This window comes from Candidatus Oscillochloris fontis, from assembly GCF_004138135.1.
GTDB lineage: Bacteria > Chloroflexota > Chloroflexia > Chloroflexales > Chloroflexaceae > Oscillochloris > Oscillochloris fontis.
Genome location: NZ_RYFD01000009.1, coordinates 1 through 19,709 on the forward strand (window position 1 = coordinate 1; position 19,709 = coordinate 19,709).

Sequence of the window (19,709 nt, forward strand, 5' to 3'; positions counted from 1 at the left end):
CTGCGTCCCTCTCCGTCCTCTGCGGTAGATCATTCGGTGGGTATTTTCACCGCTGAGGATGCCGAGGTGCGCAGAGGAGTTTTCTTTGCCGATCCTCTGCGTCCCTCTCCGTCCTCTGCGGTAGATCATTCGGTGGGTATTTTCACCGCTGAGGACACAGAGGGACGCAGAGGGGTTCCTAGATTAGATCCTCTGCGTCCCTCTCCGTCCTCTGCGGTAAGACACAGGAAGATTTCATGAGTATAGAAAATCGCAGCAAGGCGCTCCTCCTAGCCCTAGGAACCGATCTCCTCCTCGGTGATCCGCCCAACCAGTGGCACCCGGTCGTGTTGCTGGGGAACTGGATGCGCCTGGGGGAACGGCTCGCTCCGCAGGGTATACGGGCACGCCTGGGGTGGGGCGCGATCTGGGTGGGGGTGGGGGCGAGTGGTATGGCTGCGCTGGCCCGCCAGGTTCCGCCCCATCCGCTGCTCCAAGCGGGTCTCGCCAGCACCCTGCTGGCCTATCGCGGGCTGGATCGGGCGGTCGGGGCGGTGCAGGCTGCGCTGGCTGCGGGTGATCTGGTGGAGGCGCGGCGCTTGTTGAGTTGGCATCTGGTGAGCCGCGATACCAGTAACTTGACGGCGGAGGAGGTGGCGGGGGCGGCGATAGAGTCGCTGGCTGAGAACCTCTCGGATAGTCTGGTGGCTCCGGCGTTGGCCTATTTGGCGGGTGGGTTGGGGGGCTTGGTGGCCTACCGCCTGAGTAACACTGCCGATGCGATGTGGGGCTACCGCAACGAGCAGTATGAGTATCTGGGGAAGGCGGCGGCGCGCCTGGATGATCTCTTCAATGTGGCTCCGGCACGCCTGACGGCGCTGCTGATTGGGTTGGCGGCACAGGTACGCCACGGGCGCGGACGGGCGGCGATGCAGGTGGCGTGGCGCGATCATGGCTGCACCGCCTCGCCCAATGCGGGTTGGCCGATGGCGGCGATGGCCGGGGCGCTCAATACGACCCTCACCAAGCGCGATGTGTATGTGTTGGGTGATGGGGCGCGGGTGGCGGATGCGGCGCTGATCGCGGAGGCGCGCTGGATGGCGCGGGTGGCGGTGGGGATCTTTGGGTTGAGTGTAGCAGTATGTGGTGTTTCTCACGCGAAGACGCGAAGGCGCGAAGGGTAACTGTTCACACTTGGGGTAGAAGAGACCTCATATTGACGCAAAGGCGCAAAGGTTTTGATGGGGCTTCTATTGAAGACTTTGCGCCTTGGCGGCTTGGCGTTAAAACCTGAATGCTAGGATATAGTTATGCTTCTTCTCATCGGTCATGGTAGCCCCGATACGGCGGGGAATGCGGAGTTTTTGGCGTTTGCAGAGCAATTGCAGACGGCGTTAGGTGTGCCAACCCAGCCATGTTTTCTTGAGTTGGCCGAGCCTTCGATTGGGGCTGGGTTTGATCTGTGTGTGGCTGCGGGGGCGCAGGAGATTGTGGCGTTGCCGCTCTTTCTGGGGCCGGGTCGGCACCAGAAGCGCGATGTGCCGGGGTTGTTGGCGGCGGCTCAGCGCGAACATCCGCATGTGCAGGTGCGCTATGGTACCCCGGTGGGGCCGCATCAGCGGCTGGTGGACGCGCTGGCAGATCGGGCGGCTGCGGTGCTGGAACAATGTTCGCAGCCGGTTGGGCATGCCGAGACGGCCGTGTTGCTGGTAGGGCGAGGCAGTAAGGATACCCAGAGTAATGCCGAGTTGGCGCGGCTGGCGCGGATGCTCTATGAGCAGCAGGAGTATGGTATGGTCGAATATGCCTACCAACTCGTGGTGGCTCCGAATGTGGGCCAGGGAATAACGCGCTGTGTGCAACTCGGCGCACACCGGGTGATTGTGCTGCCGTATATCCTCTTCGCGGGGTTTGTGCGTGATGATATTGCTGCCCAAGCCCACGCCGCGCAGCAGCAGTACCCGCAGATCGAGGTTGTGGTGGCGCAGCACCTCTTCCCCCACGCGGGGTTGCTGGAGGCGGTGGTGCAACGTTACCAGGAGTGTGTCGCCGGGGCGGCGGCGATGACCTGCGATCTCTGTTCGTATCGCCATCAGCACGAGGATGACGAGCATCACCACCACCATCATCATCATCACCATGGAGAGAGCCACCTGTCAGATACCCACCGCTAAAACTGGTGGGCTTGTGCTCGCTCCTTCGCCCGAAGGCGACGCAGCACAGTAGGCCGTCTGACTGGCGGCCCTGGAGGCGATATTCACGGCAGCGTTCGTGTCAGCGGCAGCCGTATGGCCGCACGAGAGGCAACGGAAATGGGACCGATCGGGTCGGTTCGCTTTCTCACAGTAACCACATACCGCACAGGTACGGGAGGTATTGCGCGGGTCAACCGCGACCAACACCACCCCAGCCTGAGCCGCTTTGTACGCAAGAAAGCTCCGAAGTTGTCGAAAGGCCCACGAGTGACGCGCACGGCGCTGCGCCCGTCGAACCGTGACTCGCTCGCGGATCTTCGTCAGATCCTCGACGGCGAGTGCCTTACGGGCCGTGCGTGCCTTCTGCACCAACGCCTTGCTGATGCAGTGGTTGACATCCCGCTGGAATCGCGACTCTTTTCGTGCGTTCTTGCGGAGCCGCCAGCGGGCGCGGCGCGTGTTGGCGGTTTGGAGCCGCTGGCGGTGCTGGAACCGGCGCTCGCGTACCCGCTGGACATCCGCCCCGCTGTACGTCTCGCCCTCGCTATCGGCAGCCAGGTTCACGATGCCCAAGTCAACGCCCAGGAAGCCGGTTGGCTCATCGGGCTTCGGACTGGCTTTGGTCTGCGTCATGTGCAGGTAAAACTGCCCGTCACGCTGCACCAGTTCCGCACCACCCACCTTCCAACTCGTGTCGTACAGGTAACGCCGCTGAAACGCACCGAGAACCATGTGACCAACCACACGCCCGGTCAGCGTATTGAGACTCACGCGATCAAGGCTCATCAGGCGGTAGGTGCGGGCATCGTAGCGGATCGCGCTGTCCGGCTTGAACGTCGGACAGGTAGCGTGGTCTTTTGCCCGCGCTGCTCGCACGGCTTCAGCCGCCTTATCCCTGGCGCAACAGGCCAGTTGTGCCCCCAGCCCGTAATTGACGCGGGTGGAGCCGTAGACCACATGGTGCAGCTTGTTCTTGTTGATAATGTGCTCCTCCCACGCGACCGAGGCACAGTAGGTTGCCGCCGCGTTGAATGCCTCAGCCGTGGCCCGAATGGCGGTTACAGCGTCAGCGTCAAGCGACAGCTTGCAGCATACGGTACGTGTGGAGAGCGTCTGCGTCATAAAACAAGTATAGCACAATCCGAACGCCCGTGCATGTATGTATGTACGAAAGCGGGCTAAAGCAGTGCGCTCCTCCCGGCACTAAAACTGCCGGGTTTCCGCGCCTAAAGGCAAGTCACCTATGAGCCTACACCCCCACGCCATCGCGTCCGAGTCGTTCCAGATCATCCGGCGTAGCCTCGCTGAGCGCGGGCTGGCCTTTGCACCGCCGCTGGCAGCGGTGGTGGAGCGGATCATTCATACTACCGCCGACTTTGAGTTTGCTGAACTGGTGCAGATCAGCCCCGGTGCGATTGAGGCCGGGGTAGCCGCGCTGCAAGCGGGTTGCGCGGTGATCACCGATGTCCACATGGTACGGGTGGGGATTAGTGCGCAACGGCTGGCCAAACTTGGCGGCAGTCTGCACTGCTTCATTGATGACCCGGCAGTTCGTGACGTGGCGGCGGCCCAAGGTGGGACGCGCAGTGCCCAGAGTATGCGCCTCGCGGCTGAGCGTGGGTTGCTCGATGGCAGTATCGTGGCGATAGGCAATGCGCCGACTGCGCTCGAAGCGATCATTGAACTCGTGGAGGCCGGTGCCCGCCCGGCATTGGTGATCGGGGTGCCGGTGGGCTTTGTCGGTGCAGCCGAGAGTAAAGCCGCCTTGGCTCAGGTGACTCAGGTGCCGTGGCTGGTGACGCTGGGCCGTAAGGGTGGCTCGACGATTGCGGCAGCGGCGGTGAATGCGCTCTTGCGCTTGGCGGTTGGCGCAGGGAATGACGAGTTGTAAGTATGGAGATTCCTATCCCCCCACGTGACCGGCGCGGTATGCGCACGGGCTACACCACTGGTACGACTGCGGCGGCGGCGGCCAAGTTGGCGACGCTGGCCTTACTCGGTGGGGCGTGGCCTACTGATGTGGTCGTGCGATTGCCCACCGGCGAAACGACCCGCATGCTGCCACTGGCGTGCTGGTTTGCGGGTGACACGGCGGTCTGTACGCTGATCAAGGATGGTGGCGATGACCCCGATGTGACCCACGGGGCGCGGATTTCGGCCTATGTGCGCAGGTGTGCGACGCCCGGTGTGCATATCGAGGGCGGTAGCGGGGTGGGCCGGGTGACACTGCCTGGCCTGGGGTTGGCGGTGGGGAGCGCGGCGATCAATCCGGTGCCGCGCCAGCAGATCCGCGCCAACGTGGCGGATGCGGTGTTGCAGGTTCTCCATGATCCGCGCTACCTCGATCTGCATGGGCTAGAGGTGCTGATCAGTGTCGCCGACGGGGCGGCACTGGCAGAACGCACCCTCAATCCGCGCCTGGGCATCATCGGTGGGATCAGCATCCTGGGCACGAGTGGCAAGGTGCATCCCTACAGCACCGCCGCGTGGCGGGCGAGTGTGGTGCAGGCGGTCGAGTTGGCGGCCTACCACAGCGTCGCGAAGGTGGTGCTGGCCACCGGCGGGCGCTCGGCGGAGGCGGCCAAGCGGCTCTTCCCGCACCTGCCCGATCTGGCATGTGTGGAAATCAGTATCTTTACCGGGGCGGCGCTGCGCACCTGTGTGTCCCAGCGTGTCCCGGAGGTGGCGCTGGTGGCCATGATCAGCCGCATCGCCAAGACAGCCCAGGGGCGGATGGTGACGCACGTTGCGGGCAACCCGGTAGATCTCGCCTTTCTGTCCCAGGTCTGCCGCGAGGCGGGTGCGCCAGAGGGGTTGGTGGCGGCGGTGGCAGCCGCGAACACCAGCCGTCACATGCTCGAACTGTGCCAGGAGTATGGCACGCTGGCTCCGCTGGAACACCTGACCCGGCTGGCGTTGGCGCAATCGCGGCGTTATGTCGAGCGGCTCGGTGGGCATCCGCGCCTGGAGGTGATCTTGGTGGATTTTGATGGTACCGCGCTGGTGCGGGTAGAGGGGTAGGATTTGGCCCTCACCCCCCTAGCCCCCCTCTCCCGTTCGCTACGCGAACAGGAGAGGGGGGAATATGCTCCGGGCTACACAGGAATGTGCCCCCCTCTCCTGTGGGCGCAGCCCACGGGAGAGGGGTTGGGGGTGAGGGCCATTCAATGTGTAAATGGTTACGGTGACAGGAAAAAGCGCATGCACAAGATCGTAGTTCTCGGAATTACCGGGGCGGGGCGGGCGAGTCTGCCTGAGGCGCAGATCCAGCGGGTGTTGGCGGCGGATCTGCTGGTGGGTGGTGAGCGCCATTTGGGCTACTTCCCCGATTTTAGTGGCGAGTGCTTGAGTATGCGCCAGGGGTTAGCCGTGCTTGAGCAACGGCTACGCCATGCCTACGAGACCGGGCTGCGAGCGGTCGTGCTGGCATCGGGCGATCCGCTCTGTTACGGCATCGGAGCCAGTCTGCGGCGGAGCTTCAGTGCCGAGGTGTTGGAGATCGTGCCCGCACCGAGCGCCTATCAACTCGCCTTCGCCGCGCTGGGTGAACCATGGCACGACGCCGCCCTGCTCAGTGCCCACGGGCGACCCACCCGCGATGTGGTGCGGGCGGTCTGTTTGAGTAGTAAAGCGGGCATCCTCACCGATGACCAGCATACGCCGGGGGTGATCGCGCAAGCGTTACTGGATGCCGGGATGTCGCCGCAGCGCCCGTGTGCGGTGTGCGAGAACCTGGGTGAGCCGGAGCAGCGGATTGTGCGGGGCAGCCTGGGGGAGATCGCGGGCGCAAGCTTCGCGCCGCTGAATGTGCTGGTGATCTGGAACGAGGAGCCGGAGGGCCAGCGTTTGGCCGGGGCTGTCCCAATGCCATGCGAGGAGGTACCAACCCATCCCGGCATCCCCGATAAGGCCATCTCGACCAGTGGGGGGTTGCTGACCCAGCGCGAGATTCGGCTGCTCAGTTTGGCCGAACTGGCACCCCAAGCGGGCGAGATCTTCTGGGATCTGGGGGCGGGCAGCGGGGCGGTGAGTATCGAGGCGGCGCGTTGGCAAGCGGCAGTCACGGTCTATGCGGTGGAGCGGCGGGCGATGATGTGTGAGCACATCCGCGAGAATCTGCGCCGCTTCCCGTGTTCAAATGTGCATCTGATCGAGGGTACCGCACCCGGAGTGTGCGCCGATCTCCCCGATCCCGATATGGTCTTTATTGGTGGGAGTGGCGGTTGGCTGCCCGAACTGCTCGATCTGGTGCGCCAACGCCTGCGCCCCGGCGGGCGGCTGGTGCTGGCTCTCGTCACCCTGGAGAATCTGCATACCGCCCGCACGAGCCTGCCCGATGCGCGGCTGACGCAGGTGCAGGTGAGTGTGGCTGCGCCGATCTTGGGGATGGTGCGCCTAGAGGCGCAGAATCCTGTTTTCTTGTTGACGTGGCGAATGTAGGGGGTAGAGACGCAAGATGTTGCGTCGTAGAGACGCAAGATGTTGCGTCGTAGAGACGCAAGATGTTGCGTCGTAGAGACGCAAGATGTTGCGTCGTTACGACACCCCAAATTCCAGATCTGCCAGTGTGATCAGGGCATCAAAATCTTCGAGGAACTCAGGGCTGAATTGCTCCACCACCTGACGCACCTGTTGGCGCTCTGTGGGTGGGGTGAGCGCAAGGAGACGCTGAATATCGGCCAAATCCTGGGTTCGCCCAGCTTGCAACTTGAGCAGAATGAGATATGGACGCGCTAAGACCGGCATATTAGCCGGATCACGAACTGGCTGCCGCAACACCATGTCCAGCCACGGATCGTTACGGGTAAGCACATCAATAGGAGGCTCATGCGCCAATTGCACCGTAAAGCCACCAATACTCAGATCACCTTGGAACGAATACCCGGCCTTGAGGAAGGCTTGACGCGCAGTATACGCATCATCGGCATGCATGAGGATGGCAACATCGAGCGTGGCACGCTCCGGCATATAGGCACGCAGCGCCAACCCGCCCACAAGCACCCAGCGCAGCGATCCAAGCACGACGTGCAGATCTGGTACTGGCTGCATAGCACTCCTCTGTTCATAGAAGATGCGCTGCGACCCCGTGCCACGGGCGGCTCGACGCAGAGCCAGACGCAGAAATTGGGTGGCGAGACGGGGCGTTGAGGTTGTTGTTTGTGATTGCACCATACCAGAAAGTATAAGCATCTATGCTTGAAGAATCAACCTACCACCTCACCGTAGTCGGGCTTGGCCCCGGCGACCCGGAGTTGGTGACGATGAAGGGTATCCGTGCCATTCAGGCGGCGGATCTGATCTTTACGCCGCGTACCCGCCCCGATGAGGCGAGCCGGGCGTTGCGGATTGCGCAGCCCTGGATTGACCCGACCCGCCAGCAGGTTGTCCCGCTGACGATCCCGATGGAGCGCGATCCGGCCTTGGCGAGCGCTGCCTATCAGGAGACAGCGCGTGAGATCCTGGAGTGTGTGCAGGCGCATCCGCACACGCCGGTGCGGGCAGTCTACCTCTTGTTGGGCGATCCGCTGCTCTATGGCACCTTCACCAATCTGCGCAACGCGCTGCTACACGCCGAACCCGGCCTCGCGGTGACGATCATTCCGGGGGTTACGTCGTTTGCGGCGACGGCGGCACAGGTGGCGTTGCCGCTCAGTAGCGGGAATGAACGTGTGGCCATCCTGCCTGCCCCGGAAGATGCGGAGGAGTTGCGTGGCTTGTTCACCGCTTTCCATACGCTGATTCTGATGAAGGTGGGGCGTCATTTGCCCGCGATCATCGCCACGCTGAGCGCGATGAATCTGCTCGATCAGGCGGTCTATGCCGAGCGCATCGGTATGCCCGAAGAGCGCGTGGTGCGCGATCTGGCCAGCCTGCGCGACTATGAAGCCCCTTACTTATCCTTATTGATCGTGCGCCGCACGCGGGACTCTTCATGATTGGGGTAAGCGAGTTGTCTACTCCTATGCGGAGCCTTTTTTGACGCAAAGACGCAAAGGCGCAAAGCCTGCAATAAAACCTTTGCATCCTTGCGTCAACACGAGGTTTCTTTTACCCCAAGCACAGCCTTTGCGTCAACATCTGAATTTTAGGAAACGTAGCTATGCGGGAGAGTGTTTCATGAGTGCCGGAATGGTCTATTTTGTGGGTGCCGGGCCAGGTGCGCCCGATCTGATAACGGTGCGCGGGCGGACGATCATTGAGCAGGCCGATCTGGTGCTGTATGCGGATAGTCTGGTGCAGGCGAGTGTGGCCGGTTTGGCGCAGAAACCGGGGGCGAGGATTGTTGGTTCTGCCGATCTTCACTTGGGCCAGATTGTTGATCTGATGACTGAAGTGGCTCTATCGGGTGGTGTGGTGGCGCGGGTCCACACCGGCGACCCGGCGCTCTATGGGGCGATCCACGAGCAGATGCGGCTGTTGCGCGAACGCAATGTGGCCTACGCGGTTGTGCCGGGGGTGAGTGCTGCCTTTGCAGCAGCGGCGCGCTTAGGTGTGGAACTGACCATCCCGGAGGTGACTCAGACGCTCATTCTGAGCCGCAGCGCGGGGCGCACACCCGTACCGCCCCGCGAGGGGCTAGGTGGCCTTGCGGCGCACGGTGCGTCGTTGGTGCTCTATCTGAGTGTGGATCAGATCGAGCAGGTGGTCGAAGGGCTGCTTGCTAGTGGTGGCTATACGCCCACCACCCCGGCAGCAGTGGTCTACCGGGTGAGTTGGCCCGATGAACAGGTGGTGCGCGGCACCCTGGCCGACATTGCCGAGGCAGTGCGGCAGGCCGGGTTCACGCGCCACGCACTGATTATGGTCGGGGCGGCACTCGACCCGGCGCTGACGAGTCCGGCCAGCCGTCTCTACGACCCCAACTTTAGCCACGGCTATCGGCGGGGTGTGGCGGAGGTGTCAGGTACCTTCGCCGTGGGGCTGAAGCCCCCGGCTAGGTACTACAAAGCCCGCCTACGCGGGCTAACCCCAGCCCGCGTAGGCGGGCTTCGTGAGGTTAGCCCGCGACTTCAGTCGCTGGGCGCTACCCCCCCCCTCATCATCGCGGTGAGTCGGCGTGGCAGCCAGTTGGCCCACGAGCTTGCCCAGGGGTTGGGCGGGGAGGCGTGGGTGCCACGTCGCTTCGCGCTGGGCGACACGCAGCATTATGAGGGGCCAGTGGCGGCGTTGATCGCGCAGCAGTGGCAGCCGGGGCGCACCTTAGTATTGGTGATGGCGGCGGGAATTGCCGTGCGCGCCTGTGCGCCGCTGCTCGGCCATAAAAGCAGCGACCCGGCGGTGATCTGTCTGGATGAGGCGGGCAACTCGGTCATTCCGCTGCTGGGCGGGCATCGCGCCGGGGCCAACGCGCTGGCTCGGCAGATCGCGCATCTCACCGGCGGCCACGCGGCGATCACCACGGCCAGTGACACCCAGGGCTTGCCTGCGCTCGATCTGCTCGGTCAGGAGCAGGGCTGGCGGGTTGATCCGGCTTCGGCGCTCACCCACACCATGGGGTGCCTGGTGAATGGTGAAGCGCTGGGCTGTTATGTGCATCCCGCCCTGCACGCGCAGCGCCAACTGTTGGAGACCTGGCTGGCCGCGTGTCCCGATCTCACCTTTGTGGATGACCCGGCGCAGTTGTTGGATGCACGCTACCGGGCGGGGGTGCTGGTGAGCCACATGGCGCACGCCGATCTCTGGCCGCAACTGGCCAGCAAGGGCGTGCGCTACAACCTGCCCCTGCTGGTGGTGGGGATGGGCTGTCGGCGCGGGGTGCCGCGTGCCGAACTGGAGGCCGCGCTGCTGAGTGGGTTGGACGCGGCGGGGTTGAGCCGGGCCAACCTAGCGGCGCTGGCAACGGTGGAGCAGAAGGCGCAGGAAGCCGGGCTGATCGCGTTGGCCGAGGGGCTGGGGCTACGCTTGGAGATCGTGACGGCGGCGCAGATGGCGCACCTCAACCCCAGCGACTTCAGTCCCAGTGCGGCCAGTGAACACCTCGATCTGATCGGCGTGGCCGAACCAGCCGCACTGCTGGTAGCGGGCGGTGAACTGCTCGTCCCCAAGCAGCGTTTCGAGCGCTGCACGCTGGCGGTGGCGTTGTGCCAACCGCGCCCTTCCGGCCACCTGACGCTGGTCAGTTTGGGGCCGGGCGACCCCCAGCAGATGACGCTGGCGGCCCACGCGGCGCTGCGTGAGGCCGAGGTGGTGGTGGGTTATCAGGGTTATATCGAGTCGATCCAGGGCTTGCTGACGCCCCAACAGACGGTGATCGCATCGGGCATGAAGACCGAGGTGGAACGGGCCATGCAGGCGATTGAGGCGGCTGAGGCCGGGCGGCGGGTAGCACTGGTGAGTAGTGGCGACATTGGCATCTACGCGATGGCCGGGCCGGTCTTTGAGGGGTTGCAGGCGCGTGGTTGGGATGGCCAGACGCCGCAGGTGCGCGTCCTCCCCGGTATCAGCGCCTTCCAGGCGGCAGCGGCGCGCATGGGGGCAGCCATCAGCCACGATTTCTGTGTGATCAGCCTGAGTGACCTACTCACGCCCTGGGATCTGATCGAGCGCCGGTTGGCGGCGGCGGCTAACGGCGATCTGGTGGTGGCGCTCTACAACCCACGTTCGCAGGATCGCCACTGGCAGCTAGGGGTGGCACTAGACATTCTGCGTACCCAGCGCAACGCGAATACCCCGGTCATCTTCGCCACCAACGTGGCGCGCCCCGATGAGCGTATGGTGGTGACGACGCTGTCCGAGGCTGATCCGACACTGGCCGACATGTTCACCGTGGTGCTGATCGGCAACAGCCGTAGCTACATCGCCGGGGGCCATGTGGTGACGCCACGCGGCTATGCGGCGGGAGGGAGGATGGACGTTGGCCCTCACCCCCCTAGCCCCCCTCTCCCGTTCGCTGCGCGAACAGGCGAGGGAGGGATACCACATGATGTGCCCGTGGCCCAAGACCCATCCGTAGGGGCGCATCACAATGCGCCCGTGGCCCAAGACCCGCCCGTAGGGGCGCATCGTGATGCGCCCACCCGTGTGCCCGAATACCCCATCGTTCTGACCGGGATGCAGGGGGTGGCCGTTACCGTCGTGGGGGGCGGGGCGGTGGGGGAGCGCAAGGTGCGTGGGTTGTTGGCAGCAGGCGCAGCGGTGCGGCTGATCAGCCCGCTGGCGAGTGCGCAACTCCAAGCCTGGGCCGCAGCGGGCCAGATTGAGTGGGAGGCGCGGCCCTTCCAGGCGGGTGATCTGGAAGCGGCACGCTTGGCCTTCGCATGCACCAATCAGCGTGCGGTGAACGCCATGGTGGCGCACGAGGCGGCGGAGCGTGGGGTGCTGTGTAATGTGGCCGATGCCCCCAGTGAGGGCAACTTCCACCTGCCCGCCCTGCACCGTAGCGCGGGCCTGACGGTTGCCGTCAGTACGAGTGGCAGCAGTCCGGCGCGTGCCGCTGCGCTGCGCGACGCGATTGCGCGCTGGCTGATGGCTGATAACCAGTAGCTGTGTGGGGGAAACAGAAGTATTTTGTTGACGCAAAGGCGCAAAGACGCAAAGTTTTCACTAGAGGTTCCAATCGAATCCTTTGTCAGCGAAAACATCTGGGATGCGCCGCATGGCTTCGACAAGCTTGGCTTCGACAAGCTTGGCTTCGACAAGCTCAGCCACCGCGCCGCATTGCAGTTTTCCCAGGGCTTTTTCGCACTAACAAAACTTTGCGCCTTGGCGTCTTTGCGTCAAAATCGGAATCTCGGAGTTACAGTAACAAGGAGACAAACCTTGAGCGGTAAAGCCTATCTCATCGGGGCTGGCCCAGGCCGCCCCGACCTGATCACGGTGCGCGGGCTGAACCTGCTGCGCCAAGCCGATGTGGTACTCTACGACTGGCTCGTGGCCCCGCAACTGGTGGCCCAAGCGCGGCCCAATGCCATCCAGGTCTTTGTCGGCAAAGCCCACGACCGGCATAAACTGGAGCAAGACACCATTACCGATCTGCTGGTCGAATATGTCCGTGCCGGACACCACGTAGCGCGGCTCAAAGGCGGCGATCCGAGCGTCTTCGGGCATGTGGCTGAAGAGGCCCAAGCCCTGGCCGCTGCCGGGTTGGAGTTCGAGATCGTACCGGGGGTCTCATCGGCGCTGGCCGCCCCTGCCTACGCGGGTATCCCCGTCACCAGCCGGGGCTACTCGACCGCCTTTGCGGTCGTAACCGGCCACGAGGCTCCTGGCAAAGCCGACAGCAACACCGAATGGAACGCGCTGGCGCACATTCCCACCCTGATCGTATTGATGGGGCTACACCGGGTTGATCTGGTCTGTACGACACTGATCGCGGCGGGGCGGGCGGCCAGCACCCCGGCGGCGGTGATCAGCCGCGCTACGACCCGCGAACAGCGGGTGGTGCGGGCCACCCTGGCCGATCTGCCCGCTGCGCTGCACGCGGCCAATCTACCCACTCCGGCCATCCTGATCATTGGCGAGGTGGTCGGGCTGGGTGCGGCGCTGGAGTGGTTTGTGCCGAGTCTGGTTGAGGAGGGGTTTGAGGCGTTTGAGCAGATTGAGCAGCGTGAGCTTTGAAGAAGTCTATTTTGACGCAAAGGCGCAGAGAGGATACATGTTTTAACGCAAAGACGCAAAGACGCAAAGACGCAAAGATGCAGAGGTTTTGATTGAATTCTAACTTGCAGGCTTTGCGCCTTGGCGTCTTTGCGTCAAACGGAGAGCAACCGATAGTATGCAAATCCCTTTCATCCCCCAACTCACCGCCCCCGAAGCCCCATCGGGGGCACTCGGACGCTTAGCGGAGTTAGGTGCTCAGATCGCGGCCATACGCGGCACGCCCAGCCCGCGCATCGAACGCCCAGTTATGGTGATTATGGCGGCAGACCACGGGGTTGCCCGCCACGGAGTGAGCGCCTTTCCCCAGGCGGTCACGGCGCAGATGGTGCGCAACGTGCTGCGCGGCGGGGCAGCCAGTAGCGTCCTGGCGCGCCACGCCAACGCCGAGTTGGTGGTGGTGGATGTCGGGGTGGATGCTGACCTGCGCGATCTACGCGGACTGCGCCAGCACAAGATCGCCCCCGGCACCCGCGACATGACCCGCGAGCCAGCGATGAGCCGCGAGCAGGCATGGTGCGCCGTGGAGGTGGGAATGGACATCGCCAGCGAACTGATCGCGGCGGGGGCCGATCTGATCGCACCCGGCGAAAAGGGCATCGGCAACACCACCGCCGCCAGCGCGGTGATTGCCGGGCTGTGTGGGCTGCCGGTGGCCAGTGTCACCGGGCGCGGCACGGGCATTGATGAGGCCGGGTGGGAACGCAAGGTGGCGCTGATCGAAGCCGCGCTGGCCCTGCACCGCCCCGATCCAGCCGATGGCCTGGGGGTTCTGGCCTCCGTGGGGGGCTTCGATATTGGTGGGATGGCGGGGTTGATGCTGGGGGCTGCGGCGCAGCGCGTCCCAGTGCTGGTTGATGGCGTGATCGCCGGGGCTGCCGCGTTGGTGGCGCTCAATCTGGCCCCGGCCATTCAACCCTACCTGATCGCCACGCATCGTTCGGTCGAACGCGGCCACGCCGCCGTCTTCGAGCGCATCGGCAGCCCCCCGCTCTTCGACATGCAGATGCGGCTGGGTGAGGCCAGCGGAGCCGCCTTGGCGATCCCGCTGTGTCAAGTAGCGTGTACACTGGTAGGACATGGTTCTAACGAATTTGACACTTCGCCACTGGATGGCCCTCACCCCCAGCCCCTCTCCCGTGGGCTTCGCCCACAGGCGAGGGGGGTACTATCTTGAGGTATCTCCTGGCCTATTCCCCCCTCGCCTGTTCGCGCAGCGAACGGGAGAGGGGGGCTAGGGGGGTGAGGGGCGACTGATGATTTTGGAACTTTGTACATACCACACTTTTAGAGCACCCAGGAGTTCTCCCATGCCTAACCTCCCGCGCCTCATGCTCGCCGCCCCGATGAGCGGCAGTGGTAAGACCACCATCACCGCCGGGGTGATCGCCGCGCTGGCGGCACGCGGCCTTCAGGTGGCCCCGTTCAAGTGTGGCCCCGACTATATTGATCCTACCTACCACGCGCTGGCTGCCGGTCGCCCATGCGCCAACCTCGATGCCTGGATGGTGCCGCCCGCGCACATCCCGACGATCCTGGCCCGCCGCGCCGCCGGGGCCGATGTGGCACTGATCGAGGGGGTGATGGGCCTCTTCGATGGCTATGCCGGGGATGATGATACCGGCAGTAGTGCCCATATTGCCCGTCTGACTAACACGCCCGTGGTGGTGGTGCTGAGTATCGCCTCGATGGCGCGCACGGCAGCGGCGCTGATCCACGGGCTGCGCAGCTTCGACCCGCAGGTCAAGGTGGTGGGGGTGATCCTCAATAATGCCGGGAGTGCCCGCCATATTCAGATGGTGCAGCAGGCGATTGAGCAAAGCGTCGGGTTGCCCGTGGTTGGCGCACTGACCCGCGAGGCGCTGCTCAATCTACCCGAACGCCATTTGGGTCTCGTGCCCACCGCCGAGCCGGGGCGTTGGGCGGAGTGGATCGCCCAGGTGCGCAGCCGTGTCGAAGCCGGGATCGATCTGGATCGCTTGCTCGAACTGGCACGCGCCGCCGAGGTCATGCCCGAACCTGCACCGCTCCCCACTGCGCCCGCGCCAATCGCTCGCACCAACCCCACCATCGCCATCGCCCGCGACGAAGCCTTCAGTTTTATCTACCCGGAGAATCTGGAGTTGCTCGAAGCGGCTGGGGCCAAGTTGGCCTTCTTCAGCCCCATGCATGACCAGGTTCTCCCAGAGGCGACCGGGGCGATCTATCTGTGTGGCGGCTTCCCCGAACTCTATGCCGAGACATTGAGTGGCAACCATGCCATGCTCAATGCGTTACGTCAAGCTGCACAGCAGAACATGCCGATCTATGCCGAATGTGGCGGGCTGATGTATCTGACTCAGGCGGTGCAGGATGAGGCGGGGCGCAGCTTCCCGATGGTAGGCGTGCTGCCCGGCCACTCGGCCATGAGCGGGCGGCTGACGCTGGGCTACCGCACCGTCACGGCGCTGGCCGATAGTTGGCTCTGGCGGGCGGGCGAGACGATGCGCGGCCACGAGTTCCACTACTCGGTTTGGGCCGAGCGCCCGCCGGAGACGGCGTGGCTCTACACGCGCCAACCCGATGCTATGCGCCCAGAGGCGAGCAATGAGGGTACCCAAATCGGCAATGTTCTGGCCTCCTACATCCATCTGCACTTCCTGGCCGCCCCGCAGATGGTGGAACGGTTTGTGCAGGCAGCATCAATCATCCCGATCATCCCGATCATCCCGTAGGGGCGAAGCATCGCCCGCCAATCCTGTTCGTGTTCCCCGGCATCCTTGCGGGGCGATGCTTCGCCCCTACAGGGGAACCCCGATCATCCCGATCATCCCGTAGGGGCGAAGCATCGCCCGCCAATCCTGTTCGTGTTCCCCGGCTCCTTGCGGGGCGATGCTTCGCCCCTACAGGGGAACCCCATCGTTCACCATCATAAAGGAACCCCACCGTGCGTATCTCTAACCCATTGCGTAGCCTCGGCGAAGCGCTGCGCTTCCTGACTATTCTGCCCCAACCATGGCTGCCGCCCTCGGCGGAGGGTAGCTTTGCCGCCGCATTGCCCTTCTTCCCCCTCGCAGGGCTGGTCATCGGCGGGTTGCTGGTGGCCACCGGCGCAGGTGCGAACCTGCTCTGGCTCAGCCCGGTACCCACCGCCCTGATCGTGGTGCTCTGGGTCATCCTCACCTCTGGCTTACACCTCGATGGCCTGAGCGACACCTTCGATGGCGTGATGAGTTGGCGTCCGCGTGAGCGCAAACTAGAGATCATGCGTGATAGCCGGATCGGGGCGATGGGCGCACTAGCCCTCGCAGCAGTGGTACTATTAAAGGTGAGTTTCCTGCTGGCTGCCGGGGCCATGTGGTGGCCCGCCGTCCTGATCGCCCCGGTGCTGGGTCGCTGGGCGATGATCTATGGTATCGTGCGTTTCCCCAGTGCGCGCGCCGATGGCCTCGGCCAGAGCGCCCGCGCCCAAGCCAGCCCGATCACCCTCGTGGTGGCGGCGGGCAGCGCCTTGCTGATTGCGGGCCTCGCCGCCGGGCTACCCGGCCTGCTCGCAGTCCTCGCCGTGACTGGCGTGGCGCATCTGTTGGCCACATGGTGGACACGGGCGCTGGGTGGCCTCACCGGCGACACCTATGGGGCATTGTGTGAACTGAGCGAAGTGGTGGCGTTAGCGGTTATCAGTCTGCGAATATTCCTATGAGTAGCATCACTCTCTTTACCGGCGGGGCGCGCAGTGGCAAGAGCGCCCATGCGGAACAGTACGCCCGGCGTCTGGGCGAACCGATCATCTATGTGGCCACAGCCGAGGCGCGTGATGCCGAGATGCAAGAGCGCATCGCCCACCACCAGCAGCGCCGCCCGGCCACCTGGCCCACCATCGAAGCCCCATTGAACGTTGCGCAGGCGCTTGAAGCGGTACCGATGGGCGCGGTGGTGCTGCTCGACTGCCTCTCGCTCCTGGTCACCAACCTGCTGCTGGCCCACGAAGCCGACCCGGAGCCAGCGATTGTGGCCGAGGTGAACGCGATCCTGGCTGTGGCCCAGACCCGCGCCCTGCACCTGATCATCGTCACCAACGAGGTCGGCATGGGGATTGTCCCCGCCTACCCACTGGGCCGGATCTACCGCGACGTACTGGGGCGCGCCAACCAGCAGGTGGCCGCCGCTGCTGATGCGGTCTATCTGGTGGTGAGTGGAATACCGATAGAGATCAAGGCTCTCGCGGCTGCGTGGGCCAAAGAAGCGTAATCCCGGTTTTGACGCCAAGACGCCAAGGCGCAAAGCCTGCAACAACCCTTTGCGTCAAAACGAGGTTTCTTTTACCCCAAGTGTGAATAGTTACCCCCAAGCAAAAGCTTTGCGTCGTTGCGCCTTTGCGTCAATATGCGGCTGCTGTACAGGTACAGAGGAGCATTGAATGATCGTCCACGGAGCGCTTGACCATGCCGAACTGGCCCACTGGGGCATCGCCGCCGAAACGCTGATTGACTTCAGCAGTAACCTCAACCCCTTTGGCCCACCCGCAGGGGTCCGCGCTGCCCTGGCCGCCCTCGATCCGGCTCCCTACCCAGATCGCAGTTGCTACCACCTGCGCACCAGCCTCGCCCTGCGCCATAGCTGTGCCCCGGCCCAGATCCTGGTAGGCAATGGCGGCAACGAACTCATCCACCTGATCGCCCGTGCCCTACTCAGTTTCGGTGATACAGTATTGGTGATCGGGCCAACCTTTGGCGAGTATACCCACGCCAGCCAGTTGGCCGGAGCGATAGTGGAAGAATGGCGGGCCAGTGAAGAAGCCCACTTCAACCTGCATATAGAAGCCATCGAGCGCCAGATCCGCGCCCTGCGCCCACGGCTGACATGGCTGTGTGTACCGAACAATCCCACCGGGATAGATCTGACTCCCGCCCAGATCATCACACTCTGCGAATGCTGTGAAGCAAACGGCGGCATGCTGGTGGTAGATCGCGCCTATGCCGGGTTTGTGCAGGCCACCTACCCCCTGCGCGAGCCACTCGATCATGCCCCAGCGGGGCTATTACGCCTCTACTCGCTCACCAAGAGCTACGCCATCGCCGGGTTGCGCCTGGGCTACCTGATCGGCACCGAGGGCGTCATCAGCCAGATTGCGCGCCTGCAACCGACATGGAGCGTGAATAGCGCCGCACTGGCAGCGGGCGCGGCGGCCCTAAGCGATAGCGATTTTCTGCCGATCACCATGAGCCAACTCTGGGCCAGTAGCGACCAACTCTACCACGGTCTCGCCGCGTTGGGCTTTGCCGTCCACCGCACCGCACTGCCCTTTATGCTCGTGCGCAGTGGCGACGCCACCACCACCCGGATGGCGCTGCTGCGGCGTGGCTGCGTCGTCCGCGACGCGACATCCTTCGGCCTACCCGCCTGGGTGCGGATTGCCCCGCGCCACCCTGATGAGAACCAGACGCTTCTGCGCGTGTGGAAGGAGATCCTATGCCCGCCCCAGTCATAATGGTTCTCGGCACCGCCTCATCGGTGGGCAAGAGTACCCTGGTTGCCGCACTGTGCCGCATTGCCGTGCGGCGCGGGCTGCGTGTTGCGCCCTTCAAAGCCCAGAACATGAGCAACAATGCCGGCATCGCCGTCGGCGGCGGTGAGATAGGCCGCAGCACCATCGTACAGGCCGAGGCCGCCCGCATCCGCCCCACCGTGCAGATGAACCCGGTACTGATCAAACCCGAAGGCTACCGCCGCAGCCAGATCATTGTCGAGGGCCACCCGTGGCGCAGCATGGAGGCCCACGACTACTGGCAGCGCAAAGACGCGCTCTGGGAGATCGTCACCCGCAACCTAGATGCACTACGCAACGAGTATGATCTGGTCATTGCCGAAGGTGCGGGCAGCCCGGTGGAGCTGAACCTGAAGCCACGCGACATCGTGAATGCGCGGGTGGCCACCTACGCACAGGCGCGCACCGTGCTGGTGGGCGACATTGACGCCGGGGGGATCTTCGCCCAACTCCTCGGCACGCTCATGCTGCTCGATCCCGAAGAGCGGGCGCTCGTGGTCGGCTTGCTGGTCAACCGCTTTCGCGGCGACCCGGCACTCTTCACCGACGGCGTGGAGATCCTGGAGCAGCGCAGCGGCCTGCCGGTGTTGGGGGTGGTGCCTTGGATCACCGATCTCGGCCTGGCCGAAGAGGACGCAGTAGCCTTGGAGCGCGGGCCACGCGCTGCCAGCGGCGAGACGCTGATCGCGGTCATCCAACTGCCCGCCATCGCCAACTTCGACGACTTCGACCCCCTCGCCCGCGAGCCAGGGGTAGAAGTACGTTATGTCGAGCGACCCGATCAACTGAGCGGGGCGGCAGCAGTGATCATCCCCGGCACCAAACACACCCTGGCGGCGCGGCGCTGGCTCCACGAGCGCGGCTTTGACGCGGCACTCAGCACCTTCCCCGGCGCGGTCGTCGGCATCTGTGGTGGCTACCAACTACTGGGCGAAACGATCAGCGACCCACTAGGGGTTGAAGGTGGGGGCGGAGCCGAAGCGGGGTTAGGGCTACTCCCCGTCGCCACCATCTTCGAGCATACCAAAGAGACGGTTGAAGTTGCAGCGCAGGCGACCATGCCCTGGGCGCAGGGAACGCCGCTACGCGGCTACGAGATCCACGCCGGACGCAGCCACATCCGCAGTGCAGCGGGTGCGCCGGTAGCCCAGATCACCCAACGTGGCGACACCGCCACCAACATCGCCGACGGCTGCCACACCCAAGATGGCCGCATCTGGGGCTGTTACATCCACGGCCTCTTCACCAGCGCCACCTTCCGCCACGCATGGCTCCAGCAACTCGGCTGGCAACCGCACAGCCCCAGCAGTAACCCGATTGACCCCTACGAGCGCCTCGCCGACACCGTTGAGGAGGCATTGGGGGCGGCGGGGGTTGAGAGGTTGTTGGGGGTCACTTAGATCTACCCATGA

16 protein-coding genes are annotated in these 19,709 nt (G+C 64.2%); 14 read left to right on the forward strand and 2 right to left on the reverse strand.

Annotated features, from left to right (window positions below; all coding sequences use genetic code 11):
- The first annotated feature begins 236 nt into the window (after positions 1 to 236).
- Together cbiB and EKD03_RS05560 are read left to right on the forward strand one after the other, a co-directional pair.
- Complete coding sequence (gene cbiB, locus EKD03_RS05555) at positions 237 to 1,163, forward strand: adenosylcobinamide-phosphate synthase CbiB (RefSeq protein WP_129628428.1); 927 nt, start codon at positions 237 to 239, stop codon at positions 1,161 to 1,163.
- 126 nt (positions 1,164 to 1,289) lie between these two features.
- Entirely contained in the window at positions 1,290 to 2,153 is an 864-nt protein-coding gene (locus tag EKD03_RS05560; protein ID WP_129628430.1) for a sirohydrochlorin chelatase, read from the forward strand.
- Here EKD03_RS05560 and EKD03_RS05565 read toward each other — a convergent pair.
- Positions 2,136 to 3,296 carry an RNA-guided endonuclease InsQ/TnpB family protein gene (locus EKD03_RS05565; RefSeq protein WP_129628432.1) on the reverse strand — a complete coding sequence of 387 codons (1,161 nt, stop codon included), beginning with the start codon at positions 3,294 to 3,296 and terminating at the stop codon, positions 2,136 to 2,138. The genes EKD03_RS05560 and EKD03_RS05565 overlap by 18 nt on opposite strands.
- Before the next feature lie 121 nt (positions 3,297 to 3,417).
- On the opposite strand from EKD03_RS05565, the gene EKD03_RS05570 reads away from it, so the two are divergent.
- From EKD03_RS05570 to cbiE, 3 genes are all read left to right on the forward strand, one after another.
- A complete protein-coding gene (locus EKD03_RS05570; RefSeq protein ID WP_129628434.1) occupies positions 3,418 to 4,065 on the forward strand; it encodes a precorrin-8X methylmutase in 648 nt (215 codons plus the stop codon).
- Between the two features lie 2 nt (positions 4,066 to 4,067).
- Complete coding sequence (locus tag EKD03_RS05575) at positions 4,068 to 5,195, forward strand: cobalt-precorrin-5B (C(1))-methyltransferase (protein ID WP_129628436.1); 1,128 nt, start codon at positions 4,068 to 4,070, stop codon at positions 5,193 to 5,195.
- Positions 5,196 to 5,375: 180 nt separating this feature from the next.
- Positions 5,376 to 6,614: a precorrin-6y C5,15-methyltransferase (decarboxylating) subunit CbiE gene (gene cbiE / locus EKD03_RS05580; RefSeq protein ID WP_129628438.1), complete on the forward strand. Its 1,239-nt coding sequence runs from the start codon at positions 5,376 to 5,378 to the stop codon at positions 6,612 to 6,614.
- Positions 6,615 to 6,710: 96 nt separating this feature from the next.
- On the opposite strand, the gene EKD03_RS05585 is transcribed toward cbiE, so the two are convergent.
- A complete protein-coding gene (locus tag EKD03_RS05585) occupies positions 6,711 to 7,223 on the reverse strand; it encodes a hypothetical protein (protein ID WP_238613404.1) in 513 nt (170 codons plus the stop codon).
- A gap of 143 nt (positions 7,224 to 7,366) precedes the next feature.
- Between EKD03_RS05585 and cobI the strand changes: the two genes are divergently transcribed.
- The 9 genes from cobI to EKD03_RS05630 all read left to right on the forward strand — a co-directional run bounded on the left by cobI (position 7,367) and on the right by EKD03_RS05630 (position 19,697).
- The gene (cobI, locus tag EKD03_RS05590) at positions 7,367 to 8,110 is read left to right on the forward strand and encodes a precorrin-2 C(20)-methyltransferase (protein WP_129628442.1); all 744 of its coding nucleotides are present in this window, start codon (positions 7,367 to 7,369) and stop codon (positions 8,108 to 8,110) included.
- A gap of 181 nt (positions 8,111 to 8,291) precedes the next feature.
- Positions 8,292 to 11,657 (forward strand): precorrin-4 C(11)-methyltransferase, encoded by a 3,366-nt coding sequence (gene cobM, locus EKD03_RS05595; protein ID WP_129628444.1) that lies wholly within the window; start codon positions 8,292 to 8,294, stop codon positions 11,655 to 11,657.
- 276 nt (positions 11,658 to 11,933) lie between these two features.
- Positions 11,934 to 12,731 (forward strand): uroporphyrinogen-III C-methyltransferase, encoded by a 798-nt coding sequence (gene cobA, locus EKD03_RS05600; RefSeq protein ID WP_129628446.1) that lies wholly within the window; start codon positions 11,934 to 11,936, stop codon positions 12,729 to 12,731.
- A gap of 157 nt (positions 12,732 to 12,888) precedes the next feature.
- A complete protein-coding gene (gene cobT, locus EKD03_RS05605; protein WP_129628448.1) occupies positions 12,889 to 13,947 on the forward strand; it encodes a nicotinate-nucleotide--dimethylbenzimidazole phosphoribosyltransferase in 1,059 nt (352 codons plus the stop codon).
- Between the two features lie 133 nt (positions 13,948 to 14,080).
- Positions 14,081 to 15,484, forward strand: coding sequence for a cobyrinic acid a,c-diamide synthase CobB (locus EKD03_RS05610; protein ID WP_174842817.1), 1,404 nt, complete (start codon positions 14,081 to 14,083; stop codon positions 15,482 to 15,484).
- Positions 15,485 to 15,696: 212 nt separating this feature from the next.
- Positions 15,697 to 16,452 (forward strand): adenosylcobinamide-GDP ribazoletransferase, encoded by a 756-nt coding sequence (gene cobS, locus EKD03_RS05615; RefSeq protein WP_129628450.1) that lies wholly within the window; start codon positions 15,697 to 15,699, stop codon positions 16,450 to 16,452.
- Complete coding sequence (gene cobU, locus EKD03_RS05620; RefSeq protein WP_129628452.1) at positions 16,449 to 17,000, forward strand: bifunctional adenosylcobinamide kinase/adenosylcobinamide-phosphate guanylyltransferase; 552 nt, start codon at positions 16,449 to 16,451, stop codon at positions 16,998 to 17,000. Before cobS ends, cobU begins: the two co-directional genes overlap by 4 nt.
- Positions 17,001 to 17,169: 169 nt before the next feature.
- Positions 17,170 to 18,240, forward strand: a complete 1,071-nt coding sequence (locus EKD03_RS05625) for a pyridoxal phosphate-dependent aminotransferase (protein ID WP_129628454.1) — start codon at positions 17,170 to 17,172, stop codon at positions 18,238 to 18,240.
- The gene (locus EKD03_RS05630) at positions 18,222 to 19,697 is read left to right on the forward strand and encodes a cobyric acid synthase (RefSeq protein ID WP_129628456.1); all 1,476 of its coding nucleotides are present in this window, start codon (positions 18,222 to 18,224) and stop codon (positions 19,695 to 19,697) included. Before EKD03_RS05625 ends, EKD03_RS05630 begins: the two co-directional genes overlap by 19 nt.
- The last annotated feature ends 12 nt before the right edge of the window (positions 19,698 to 19,709 follow it).